The following is a 12280-nucleotide window of genomic DNA, read 5'->3' as shown; positions in this document are numbered from 1 at the left end:
ACTAATTAAAATGATCTTGACTTAACAGATTCCTGACTTTGACTTCAATACATTATCATTGTTTTGTGTATAAAAGGCTAAGTGCTGCGTTATTTAGATTAAGAAGTTTAATTTCTGTTGATGATACTTTTATAAAATGATATTCATGTGTTATGTCCCCTGTTGTATAAGAGAATTTGTATTCTGTGTTGTTTTTTACAGGCTCGCTTACAAAAGAAGAATTTGGAATCGCTAAGTTGCAGCCATCAACCACACCTTTAAAGCTGATTTGATTTTGGTATACATCCTTTTGAAAGAATTTATAAGTTACGTCACCTTTCCATGCACCTTCAATCCAGGAGGGTGGATTAAAATCCGAATTAGACGAATTCGTTTTTGTCGTGTCATCGGAGTTTGATGAGCAGGAAAATAATAAAATTGAGTAAAAAAGAAAAAATAGTTTTTTCATAGTTTTTGATTTGATATAATTGACCCAAAATTCATTAAAATAACAAGCGTAGATTTGTATATTCACTTCTTCTTCCAAGGTTCTGACAAAAAACTTGTGCAAAAAGATAAGCTACATTCATAACATGAGCATATTTTTGCTATAAGTCGTGTACACACAGAACTTGTCTGCTTTTGAATACAGAGATAAATAGCTAACGCTAAATGTTTTAATTTAAGTAAAAATAGATAATTTACTTGAACTTTACCCTTTTAGATGAATAATATTACAAATATAGTTGTATTCAATCCATAGAGAAATGATCCAGAAATGTTTCTGCTCCAAAATCTAAATGTTCCATCTTCAGAACTGAGAAGTTTAATTGCCTGGATTAGGTACAATTTATAGGCAATTTTTATTTTTTCTTTGACTGAATATCATTTTTTATAGAATCATTCTGTATTTCAGTACTCTCCATTTTATTATTAATCTCACTTTCGTTTATTGTATCGTTGCTTATTACTGCTGGTTCTCCATCTACAGCTGCTTTTCCCATGCAACTTGTTAAAGTAAAAACTAAACTCAATGAAAATAGTGCGATTTTTTTAATTGGTTTTATTTTAATTCGGCTAAATCTGCTTCTTAATTTATCATATTTAATGCTTTCTGCAGTTTCGATTTGATTCAATTTAAAATGCCCACAAATTCTTTCTTCGCCTGAATTTTCAGTGAAATATTTCTGAATTTCCGGGTTGTTCATTTTTGTAAAATCAATTACTGTTTTATTGCAAGAACTACAAAATCTACCGTTTTTATCTGGCGACATTGAATTCCAATTTTCATTACAAGGTTTTGGTATACTTATTTTATTCTCCATATTATTTTAAAAAAACGATTCAATTTCATTTGGCAAAAACTATTCCACTACCAAGTTTGCGGGCACGGATTACAAATTCGCACTATCTGGAACTATACATGAATTTATTTAAGCACTTAATTGTTTTTTAAACTTTATGTAGGTGCATTTTGATTTGTTTCAACTGTTTCCGTTTTTAATGGCTCTTTTTCATTATCAGTTCCTATCAAGTCTCTCGCATACGAATTAGCCTTGCGATATTTCTCAAAAAGTTCCTCAATAACTTTTTCTTCAATTTGTTTTTTTCCATCAACTACTAACTTTGACTGAATATATTTATAAACTAATTCTGCCCTAATGGTTCTCAATTCAAACAAGACAAGTTTGTATGTATTCTTTTTAGCATCTACCTGAAACAGAGTATCAATTGCCGTTACTGCTGTTGTAATGGCGCCTAAAATTAGAACAATTGTCGTATCCTCACTAAAGTTGTTATTCAGTCCGGAAATAACTGTTATTGTTCCGGCAAATAAAATCTGAATGACTCTAATCAAATAGAATAGATAAGTATGTAAATCTGCCTTTTTTTCAATTCTATTTATTTCTCTTTGGATTTGTAAATAGAAAGGGTTGTCTATAGTGTTGTCTTTCATTGTAAATATTTATTTTATTATTATAATTTTATCTCTGACGGTGAAACATAACAGGTAAGATTATGCTTGTATACAAAATAACATCTATACCTGAAAAATGGTTGAATATTAAAAGTAATTTTTCTGAATCCTTCAAATGTAAAAAACAATTACGCAAATTAATCCAGTATAAATACCCAAAAAACAAGACATAAAAAAACCTCGAAATCACAACTTTCGAGGTTTTTTGAATTGAACTAACAAAACTGATTAAACTTATTTTTTAACTGAAAACTTAAACGTTGTTTTCGTTTTATAATTTTCGCCAGGGTTTAAAACTGTCGTTGGAAAGTTTTTCTGGTTTGGAGAATCCGGATAATGTTCTGTTTCTAAACAGAAACCTGTTCTTTGTGCATAAGTTCCGCCGTTACGCATTGGTAAAGTTCCGTCAAGGAAATTTCCGGAATAGAACTGAATTCCAGGTTCGTCTGTGGTCATTTCTAAAACTCTTCCGCTTGCAGGGTGGTAAGCTGTTGCGATAACTGTTTTGCCTTTTTCTGTATTATTTAGTACCCAGCAGTGATCGTAACCTTTTCCTCTTATCAATTGTTCATCTTTAGCATCGATTTCTTTTCCGATTAATTTTGGTTTTCTGAAATCGAATGGCGTATTGGCTACATCCTGTAATTCTCCCGTTGGAATTAAAGTCGCATCTACCGGAACAATTTTATCGGCATTTAAAGTAATCTCGTGATCTAAAATCGTTTTAGAGAAATCCCCCGATAAGTTAAAATACGTATGCTGTGTTAAGTTGACAACGGTCTTTTTATCAGTGGTAGCTTCGTAAAGTACCTCAAGTTCGTTGTTTTTAGTTAACGTATAAGTCACTACAACTTTTAGATTTCCAGGATAGCCTTCTTCCATATCTTTGCTTAAGTAAGATAATTTCAAAACAGCAGCTTCCCCGGATTTCGCTTCTTCTGCTTTCCATACTGCTCTAAAAAAACCTTCCGGTCCTCCGTGCAGCGCATTAGGTCCATTGTTTGTAGCCAGTGTATATTCTTTACCGTCTAATGTAAATTTACCTTTTGCAATTCGGTTTCCGAAACGTCCGATCAATGCACCAAAGAACGGGTTTGGTTTCATGTATTGTTCCAGAGAATTAAATCCGGTTACTACATTTTCAGAAACACCGTCTTTATTTGGCACTTTCAAATCTGTAATAATACCTCCAAAAGTGATGATATCTACTTCCATCCCATTTTGGTTTTTCAGCTTATAGCTTTCAATTTTTTCTCCTTTTGGAGTTGTTCCGTAATCAGATTTTACAATTGTTACAGAATCTTTTGTGTCTTGAGTTGTGGTTGCATCCATTTTTTTATCGCTTTTACATTGAAGAGAAAGTGTTGTCAAACCGATTATTGTAATTCCGAAAGCACAACGTTTTAATACATTCATAATTTTTTTGGTTTAAAGTTGTAAAGTCAAAAGTCTTAAAGTCAAAAATCTAAGGTCGAAGTTACAAAATTTACCAAGGTTTCATTCGTTACATTGGCACTTTTAGACTTTCGACATTAGACTTTTGACTTAGTTTATATTACAATCCGTGTTGAAACGTATGGTAGTACGCTTCGTTGGCATTAATTTTATCTTTGAAATCTCTTATAGTTGTTTTTTCATCAATCACCAATAACTCAATTCCGGCGATATCTGCAAAATCTTCCATGAATTCCGTTGTTACCGACTGGCTGTACACAGTGTGGTGTGCTCCGCCTGCTAAAATCCATGCTGTTGCTGCAATATCAAGGTTTGGTTTACAATCCCATAAAACTCTTGCAACCGGTAATTTTGGTAATTCAGCCATTGGTTTTACGGCTACCACTTCGTTTACAATTAAACGGAAACGGTTCCCCATATCTACTAATGAAACGTTGATTGCTTCTCCTGCAGGTGAGTTGAATACCAAACGGACTGGATCTTCTTTTCCGCCAATTCCTAACGGGTGAACTTCGCAGGAAGCTTTTCCGTCAGCGATAGATGGACAGATTTCCAACATATGTGATCCTAAAACGTATGATTTTTGTGGTGTAAAGTGGTATGTGTAATCTTCCATGAAAGAAGTTCCGCCTTCAAGACCAACGTTCATTACTTTTAATGCTCTAACCATAGCAGCGGTTTTCCAGTCTCCTTCTCCACCAAAACCATAACCATCAGCCATTAATCTTTGAGTTGCAATTCCTGGCAATTGTTTCCATGCTCCCAGATTTTCAAACGTATCTGTAAAAGCTCCAAAACCTCCTTCTTCAAGGAAAGCTCTTAAACCTAATTCAATTTTTGCTGCTTCTACTAATGAACTTCTTTGTGCTCCTCCTTCTTTTAAAGAATCGGTTAAGTTATAAGAAGAGGCATAAACTGCCAATAAATCATTTAATTGCTGCTCTGTAACTTTCTCAATATGTTTGGTCACATCAGAAGAATCAAAACCGTTCACCGACATTCCGAAACGGATTTGAGCTTCAACTTTATCACCTTCCGTAACGGCAACTTCACGCATATTGTCTCCAATACGGGCTACTTTCAGATTTTGAAGTTCATCCCATCCTAAAGCTACTCTTGTCCAGATTCCTAATTTTTTCTGAACTCTTTCGTCTTCCCAGTGTCCTACAACCACTTTGCGTTTTTTACGCATTCTGGACATGATAAAACCAAATTCACGATCTCCGTGAGCTGATTGATTCAGGTTCATGAAATCCATGTCGATAGATCCCCACGGAATTTCAGCATTGTATTGGGTATGCAAGTGGCATAATGGTTTTTTCAAGATGCTTAATCCGCCAATCCACATTTTTGCAGGTGAGAAAGTATGCATCCAGGTGATAAGTCCGATACAGTTTTTAGTAGTGTTTGCTGCCAAACATACATCTAAAATCTGAGCCGGAGATTTTACCACATCCTTATAAACTACTTTTACAGGAATTTGAGACGATTCTCCTAACCCTTTTGCAATTATCTGAGAATGTTCTGCTACTTTTCTTAATGTTTCTTCACCGTATAATTCCTGGCTTCCTACTACAAACCATACTTCTTTTTGAGAAATGTCAATCATTGTTTTTGTTTAATTTTGTTTCACGTTTCAGGTTTCACGTTTGCTTCGCCTTAAAACTTGAATTGTTATGTTTATTATTTTTGTTCTGTCTGTTTCAGGTTTCAAGTTACGTTCCAAAAACTTGAAACTAAAAAAACATGAAACCTGAAACTAAATTTTTTTACTGTCCGTAATACGAATCTTTTCCGTGTTTACGGTTGTAATGTTTCTTTATCAATGAATCTTTGAGTCTAGGTGCATTCGGGTTTATTTGTAAAGTCAAATAGGCCATTTCGGCTACTACTTCCAAAACTTTACTGTTGTAAACCGCTTTTGCTGCATTTTTTCCCCAGGCAAACGGACCGTGGTTTCCAATTAAAACCATTTCAACTTCTTCGTATGAAAGATTTTTTTCTTTGAAACAATCCAAAATCTGAATTCCGGTATTGTGTTCGTAGTTACCTTCGATAAGCGAATCTGCCATTGGCGGCGCGCACGGAATATCAGCTGTTAAGTGATCTGCATGTGTCGTTCCAAAAATTGGAATATCACGTTGCGACTGCGCCCAAGCCACCGAATAGGTCGCATGTGTATGCGCAACACCTCCAATATTCGGCCAATTTTTGTATAAATAAGCATGCGTTTTTGTGTCTGATGACGGACGCATAGTTCCTTCGATAATATTATTGTCAAAATCAACAATCACGATATCTTCAGGTTTTAAATCTTCGTAAGGTACACCGCTTGGCTTAATGGCAAAAACACCATTTTCTCTATCGACCGCGCTTACGTTTCCAAAAGTATATACCACCAGATTCAATGCATTTAACTGCATGTTGGCTTCGTAACATTCCTGTTTTAAATCTTTATAAAGAGAACTCATTTTCTGTAATTTTAATAGATGGATCTGCGAAAGTGCTCAATTGGTCGTATGCCAGAAGTAATTTGTTGTAAGCAGCCACTTTGTCTAGTTCTGGTGTATATTCACTTTCAAAAGGACTTCCCATTTTTTGACTGGCTTCAATTACATTTGGATAAATTCCGGAAGCAACAGCGGCATAAATTGCAGCTCCCAAAGCCGGAGCCTGATCTGACAAGGCTACTTTAATTGGCTTGTTTAAAACGTTTGCCAAAGTCTGCATGATGAAAGGCGATTTACGCGCAACACCACCGATACCGATCACGCTGTCAATTTTTACACCTTCTTCTTCAAAACGATCTACGATTTTTTTAGATCCAAAACAGATTGCGTTTACTAAAGCTTTAAAAATATGAGGCGCTTTTGATCCTAAAGATAAGTTTGAAATGGCGCTTTTTACTTCCTGATTAGCATCCGGAGTTCTGCGTCCGTTGATCCAGTCTAAAGCGGTTGGTACACTTTCAGACAACGGAATCTTTTCAGCTTCTTTCGTCAATTCTACGATTAATTTATCACTGAATTCTTCTCTTAACTGTTCTTTTTGAGCGTCATTTAAAAGAGTTGAAGCACCTAATAATTGTTCTGTTGGCCACATCAGTAATTCTTTGTACCAGGCCAGTAAATCTCCAAAAGCAGATTGTCCTGCTTCAAGACCAACAAATCCTGGAATCACAGATCCGTCAACCTGTCCGCAGATTCCGCGAACGGTTTTAGTCCCTACTTCTTCATAAGAACCAACCAAAATATCACAGGTTGAAGTTCCCATTACGCGAACCAAAGTATTTTCGCCAATTTTAGCTCCTACCGCTCCTGAGTGTGCGTCGAAAGTTCCAACAGCTACAACGGTATCTGTAGAAAGTCCTAAGCGGTCTGCCCATTCTTTGCTTAATTTTCCGGCAACTAAATCAGATGTATAGGTTTCATCGTATAAATTTCCGCGAAGCTGTGCTAAATACGGATGTAATTTTTCTAAGAATTCAGCTGGCGGCAATCCGTTCCAGTCTTCGTGCCACATGGCTTTGTGACCAGCTGCACAACGGCTTCTTTTGAAAGTTTTTAAATCTTTGTCTTCAATTAACAAATACGTCATTAAATCGCAGTGTTCCATCCAGGTGTGCGCTGCATTTCGAACGGCTTCATCTTCTCTTGCAATATGCAGGATTTTTGCCCAAAACCATTCTGATGAATAAATTCCGCCTACATATTTTGTTACGTCTTCTCCTCCCCAACTTACGGCCAGTTCGTTGATTTCGTTTGCTTCACTGATAGCCGTATGATCTTTCCACAACACCATCATTGCATTTGGGTTTTCTTCAAAACCTTTTGTCAAAGCCAATGGAGTTCCGTCTTTTGTAACCGGCACCGGAGAAGATCCTGTAGTATCAATACAGATTCCTTTTATCAAAGATGAATCGACACCGCTTTCTTTTACAACTGTCTGAATCGTAATTTCCAGTCCTTCAATATGATCCAGAGGATGCTGGCGAAACTGATTGATCGATGCATCACAATATTGCTTAATCTTCCATCTTTTGTAATGAGAAACATTAGATGCCAATTCCTGCCCATTTTCAGTATCTATCAGCACCGCACGAACAGAATCTGTTCCGTAATCTAATCCTATAACGTAATTTTTCATCTTCGAAATCATTTTAATGAGACAAATATAATATAATTAATTTATAAGTGTACAAAAAACACTTAATAAAAATAAGCTTATTGTTTTTTACAGATAATGCATCAAAACAATGATTTAAGCTAAAAACAAAAAACAAACGTTAATTATACATTTATTCTGTTGCGATTATTTCATCTTTATTTTAAGAACAGTAGCTGAGTATGCCGGAAATTGTATTGAATTTGGTTTCCTTTCAGCTTAAACTCACTTTCTTTAGGGCTACTTTTGGTTGGCGCTGCCAAAGATTCCTCAACATTCCTATTCGGAGTTTTTAGTTAAATTCGAATATTGGTGTACCATTTTTATCAAATTTTAATTTCATCATTCTCGCATGACGATTAGGATCATATAACGGATCTGCAATAATTTCTTTCAACGGTCTTTTATCTGTCGCAGGCACAACTTTTGGATCACCAACAGCTTTTTCGTAATCCCTTGCATGATAAATCACTAATGGTTCTCCGTTTTCATCTACTGTGAAGGAGTTATGCCCTGGCCCATAAATATGTTTTGCTTCACTGGTTTTTAATACCGGATATCTGGATTTTTTCCAGGAATTTCTATCTAGTAAATCAGTATTTTCATCTGCTTCCATCATTCCCATACTGTAACAGGCACCAGTAGCACTTGCCGAAAAAGTAATGTAAATTTTCCCTTTGTTTTTAATAACTGCAGGACCTTCATTTACCCAAAAACCTATGCGTTCCCAGTCATAATCCGGAGTCGTTAACATGAATTGAACTGTTTTTAGTTTTACGGGTGATTCCATTTCGGCTAAATACAAATTAGAAGCTGCGAACTGCCCGCCGGTTTTTTCTGCCCAACAGAAATAGCGTTTATTTTTATGCTCAAATACAGTTCCGTCCAGAGAAAAATCGGTAAAGCTTTTTGGATCTGCGTCAGCTGCCTGCATTTGCCCAAGTTCAATCCACTTGTCATGTAAAGGATCCTGACCTGTACACTCCAAAACATAAGGTCTTAATTTCCAAATATCGTCTTCTTGGCTTGCTGCAAAATATACGTACCATTTTCCATCTAAATAATGAAGTTCCGGAGCCCAGACATGACGGCTCATGGGGCCACTTTTATGTTTTTCCCATACTCTGAAAGTTTCAGCTTTTTGAAGTTCATCAATAGACTTTGCACGTCTTAACTCTATAGCGTCGTAGGTTGGTACCGATCCTGTAAAATAGTAATATCCATCTGTATGCTTGTAGATAAAAGGATCTGCTCTTTGCAATACAATAGGTTTGTTCGTTAAGGTTGTTTTTGTAGTAGTCACTTGTTCTTTAGACAGCTCTTTTTCTGCTTTTTTATCTGTACAGGAAGCGACACTTACCAAAACAACGGCTGAAAGTGCCAGATTTTTTAATATGTTTGTTTGCATGTTATACTTTTTTGTTTGAATTAATTTATTTGTAAGGAACTCAGACTTTCAATATTTTATTCTTATTTTAAAACAGGCCATAAGTCACTATCCCATTGCATTTCTTTGACTACTAATCTTGGTGTTCCGTTCGTTTTCTTTTCGTAAGCATGATAAAAGATATAATCTTTTCCATCAAACGTATAGGCACTGTTATGGCCTGCGCCAAAATAATTTTCGTCGCCCTGAACCATTAGACTTCCTCCACCCTGGTTTAAAGGTTTTCCCTCTTTATCAACATAAGGTCCTGTGACATTTTTAGATCTTCCTACGACTACTTTATAAGTGCTTTTTTCGCCACGACAACATAAATCCCAGGAAAGGAATTGGTAGTAATAACCATTTTTCTTAAAAATAAAAGGAGCTTCAAGTGCGCCGTCGCCGGGATCAGCATCTGCTAATTCAAAGCTTCTTTTACGTTTCGAAATCGTGTGCCATTCCTGAGGCTGTGCAATCGATTTTAAATCCGGATTTAATTTTACCAGTTTTAGTCCTTCCCAAAAAGAACCAAATGAAAGCCATGGCGTATTGTTTTCATCAAAAATCAAATTCGGGTCAATGGCATTCCACATATCACGATTGGGTTGTGACTGAATTACAATTCCCTGATCGACCCATTTGTAGTTTTTATCAGACGGATCTAATGTTGTATTGGTCGTCACACCAATCGCCGAAGTATTTTTGGCGAAAGCAGAAACCGAATAATACAGATAATACATATTGTTATGAAACGAAATGTCCGGTGCCCAGATATGGTTTTTAAAATCGGCTGCAACACCGTCTGCCCAAACTGGTTTTTCTTTGAAAACCTGTGGCTGTTTATCCCATTTTTTTAAATCTTTTGAACTAAAAACACTGATTCCGTTTCCGGTACAATATAAATAATAAGTGTCTTTTTGTTTGATGACAACCGGATCGTGAACAACAATGTCTTGCGCTATTGCTGCGGATCCTATTAGAATAAACAGGAGCGTGAATACTGATTTTATTTTGGTATACAATTGCATGTTTTTTTTTATTTTACAATTCTTATTTGAGAAATTTTAGACGTTTTTTTGCCGTCTTTAGACTTAATTTTTAAATTAATAATTTGAGTATTGTCTAATTTGAATTGAATTATTTTGTCTTTTTTTGCGATAATCTCCGCAGGTTTTTCATTAATAAAAACATCAAGGTTATCCGTTTTAAAATCTCCTAAAAAACTAATTTCAATAAATTTGCCTTCTAGATTTTTATTTACCATTTGATAGGAAATATACGAGCTGGTATTTCTCCAAAAACCATCTTCCTCATAGCCAGAGTCACTCTTTTCTCCTTTGTAATGATGATCTACCTCAGGCTGTTGTTCTCCACAATTTATTTTATCGACCGTGTTAGCTTCAATAGCCATAGCTTCAATTTCCTGTTGCTTTAACAATGCCTGCTTTTCTTTGTATTCTTCTTGTTTATAGGTTTGAAAATACATCTGATAACGGGCATCGTGTATTTCAAAGAAGGGTTGTAATTCTAATGAATCTAACTTAAAGCGCATATTACCTAAATCTTTAAGTTTTGAAACATAAGTTCCCTCGTCTCCTACCAATGCATAAGCTTTGTCTAACGAAACGTATTTTCCCTGAGCAACATGTCCCATTCGGCTATCATCGGCAAACAAACCATCTAAATTTTCAGTAGAAGTTTTAGCGGCCAATACAATAGGACCATTTACAAATGCTGCCCAATTGGAGCCATCTGGCAACTTTTCTAAATGCGTTGAAGTCTTAAATGTAATGGTTATTTTATCTCCTGATTTCCATTTTCTTGCCAGACTAACATAATTAGCTGGTTTGGCTTGTATTTTTTGCAATTTTCCGTTGACTAAAATTTCGAAATTCGTTGCCCATTTTGGATAACGAATGTTCAAAACAAAAGATTTAGGATTCTTAAGTTTTAAAACAATCTCGCTGTTATTTTCATAAGGAAATTTTGTGGTTTGCTCTAATTCTATTCCTTTTTCTTTCCAGTTTAAAGTGGATGGAATAAAAAGATTTACAAAAATATCATGCTCTGAATGGCTATAAATTAATTCTCCATATTTAGAATGATTTTCAAGACCCGTCCCAACGCAACACCACATGCTGGTTTCTGGCTGCGAGTACACGCGATAATGATTTGGCCGAATTGGAGTAAAATATACAAAGCCACCTCTGTTAGGCTCCTGGCTGGAAAGAATGTGATTGTAAAGTGTACGCTCATAAAAATCAAGGTAACTCAAATCGTTTTTGTCTAAAAACAACGCTTTACTTAAACGTTCCATATTGTAGGAATTACAAGTTTCCGGACCTTGATTTGATTTTAACATTCCGCTAAAATCATCTATAGGATTGAAATGTTCTGCAACGCTATTTCCTCCAAAAGCGACAGTTCTTTTTTCGGTTACATTTTTCCAAAAAAACTGCGCGGCATCGGACCATTGTTTATTATCCGATAACTTTCCAATTTTCTCAAAACCAATAACCTTTGGTATTTGTGTATTCGCATGTAAGCCCGTTAGTTTATCTTCCTTTTTAATTAAGGGATCAAGAATTGCTTTTTGCGAAAGTTTTTCAGCCGTTTCAAGATATTTTTTGTTTTTTGTGATGCTATACAAATCCGCAAAAGATTCATTTATACCACCATGTTCTGTTTTTAAAATTTTTTGGATTTGTTCATCAGAAAGAGGTCGGATTAATTCGATAAACCAATCGCCTAATTTTATTACAATTTCTTTTGCCTTTTCATTACCAGTATAATTGTAGGCATCAATTAAACCTGCAAAAAGTTTATGAATGTTATATATTGGCACCCAGGTATTGTTTAAACCAAAACCACTACCGTCTATATCTCCTTTGTGAATTCTATTCCAAAAGACTTTTCCTTCAGGAATACCTCCAACATAACCAGTTCCATCCTTTTCCTGACAACGAGCTAATTCAGAAATCATATAATCCAAACGGCTTTTAATTTCTTTATTTCCGGTAGAAGCATACATCATTGCTAGTGCGGCTACATAATGACCTCCGATATGTCCGTCAAGGCCTATGTTTTCCCAGTTGCCATATCGATCAGCTTTTACAGGTAAGCCGGCAGCTATTAAATAAGGTGCTAATAGTCGGTCTGGATTTAGGTCTAATAAATATTTAAGATCAACGTTTTGTGCATTTTTGAAAGGACCACTCGTTAGTTTTATCTCTTGCAATTTAAATTCCTGCATCTGTGCGATTGAAGGGAGAGTAATT

General features: G+C 35.6%; 10 protein-coding genes. All 10 read right to left on the bottom strand.

What is annotated here, in order from left to right:
• Nucleotides 1-55: 55 nt before the first annotated feature.
• Nucleotides 56-448: a hypothetical protein gene (locus JE46_RS04005; RefSeq protein ID WP_157505871.1), complete on the bottom strand. Its 393-nt coding sequence runs from the start codon at nucleotides 446-448 to the stop codon at nucleotides 56-58.
• Nucleotides 449-842: 394 nt separating this feature from the next.
• Nucleotides 843-1304: a hypothetical protein gene (locus tag JE46_RS04000; protein WP_031453978.1), complete on the bottom strand. Its 462-nt coding sequence runs from the start codon at nucleotides 1302-1304 to the stop codon at nucleotides 843-845.
• Nucleotides 1305-1438: 134 nt separating this feature from the next.
• On the bottom strand, nucleotides 1439-1936 hold the full coding sequence (locus JE46_RS03995) for an SLATT domain-containing protein (protein WP_031453977.1): 498 nt from the start codon (nucleotides 1934-1936) through the stop codon (nucleotides 1439-1441).
• Nucleotides 1937-2191: 255 nt separating this feature from the next.
• Complete coding sequence (locus JE46_RS03990; RefSeq protein ID WP_031453976.1) at nucleotides 2192-3373, bottom strand: aldose epimerase family protein; 1182 nt, start codon at nucleotides 3371-3373, stop codon at nucleotides 2192-2194.
• A 139-nt stretch (nucleotides 3374-3512) separates the two neighbouring features.
• Nucleotides 3513-5021, bottom strand: coding sequence for an L-arabinose isomerase (gene araA, locus JE46_RS03985; protein WP_031453975.1), 1509 nt, complete (start codon nucleotides 5019-5021; stop codon nucleotides 3513-3515).
• A 160-nt stretch (nucleotides 5022-5181) separates the two neighbouring features.
• On the bottom strand, nucleotides 5182-5883 hold the full coding sequence (locus JE46_RS03980) for an L-ribulose-5-phosphate 4-epimerase (protein ID WP_031453974.1): 702 nt from the start codon (nucleotides 5881-5883) through the stop codon (nucleotides 5182-5184).
• A complete protein-coding gene (locus JE46_RS03975) occupies nucleotides 5867-7558 on the bottom strand; it encodes a ribulokinase (protein ID WP_031453973.1) in 1692 nt (563 codons plus the stop codon). The genes JE46_RS03980 and JE46_RS03975 overlap by 17 nt, the downstream gene beginning before the upstream one ends.
• A gap of 310 nt (nucleotides 7559-7868) precedes the next feature.
• Nucleotides 7869-8984 carry a glycoside hydrolase family 43 protein gene (locus JE46_RS03970; RefSeq protein ID WP_083480843.1) on the bottom strand — a complete coding sequence of 372 codons (1116 nt, stop codon included), beginning with the start codon at nucleotides 8982-8984 and terminating at the stop codon, nucleotides 7869-7871.
• 62 nt (nucleotides 8985-9046) lie between these two features.
• On the bottom strand, nucleotides 9047-10030 hold the full coding sequence (locus tag JE46_RS03965) for an arabinan endo-1,5-alpha-L-arabinosidase (RefSeq protein WP_031453971.1): 984 nt from the start codon (nucleotides 10028-10030) through the stop codon (nucleotides 9047-9049).
• Between the two features lie 8 nt (nucleotides 10031-10038).
• Nucleotides 10039-12255: a glycoside hydrolase family 127 protein gene (locus tag JE46_RS03960; RefSeq protein WP_236010632.1), complete on the bottom strand. Its 2217-nt coding sequence runs from the start codon at nucleotides 12253-12255 to the stop codon at nucleotides 10039-10041.
• Nucleotides 12256-12280: the final 25 nt, after the last annotated feature.

The sequence above is a fragment of the Flavobacterium chungangense LMG 26729 genome (assembly GCF_000735715.2).
GTDB lineage: Bacteria > Bacteroidota > Bacteroidia > Flavobacteriales > Flavobacteriaceae > Flavobacterium > Flavobacterium chungangense.
Note: the sequence above shows the minus strand (reverse complement) of the source record. Positions and strands in the feature narration are given on the sequence as shown.

Bases quoted from the DNA above. Each gene is read 5' to 3' on its own strand.
- JE46_RS04005 (WP_157505871.1), bottom strand. From the start codon at position 448: ATGAAAAAACTATTTTTTCTTTTTTACTCAATTTTATTATTTTCCTGC.
- JE46_RS04000 (WP_031453978.1), bottom strand. From the start codon at position 1,304: ATGGAGAATAAAATAAGTATACCAAAACCTTGTAATGAAAATTGGAAT.
- JE46_RS03995 (WP_031453977.1), bottom strand. From the start codon at position 1,936: ATGAAAGACAACACTATAGACAACCCTTTCTATTTACAAATCCAAAGA.
- JE46_RS03990 (WP_031453976.1), bottom strand. From the start codon at position 3,373: ATGAATGTATTAAAACGTTGTGCTTTCGGAATTACAATAATCGGTTTG.
- araA (WP_031453975.1), bottom strand. From the start codon at position 5,021: ATGATTGACATTTCTCAAAAAGAAGTATGGTTTGTAGTAGGAAGCCAG.
- JE46_RS03980 (WP_031453974.1), bottom strand. From the start codon at position 5,883: ATGAGTTCTCTTTATAAAGATTTAAAACAGGAATGTTACGAAGCCAAC.
- JE46_RS03975 (WP_031453973.1), bottom strand. From the start codon at position 7,558: ATGAAAAATTACGTTATAGGATTAGATTACGGAACAGATTCTGTTCGT.
- JE46_RS03970 (WP_083480843.1), bottom strand. From the start codon at position 8,984: ATGCAAACAAACATATTAAAAAATCTGGCACTTTCAGCCGTTGTTTTG.
- JE46_RS03965 (WP_031453971.1), bottom strand. From the start codon at position 10,030: ATGCAATTGTATACCAAAATAAAATCAGTATTCACGCTCCTGTTTATT.
- JE46_RS03960 (WP_236010632.1), bottom strand. From the start codon at position 12,255: ATGCAGGAATTTAAATTGCAAGAGATAAAACTAACGAGTGGTCCTTTC.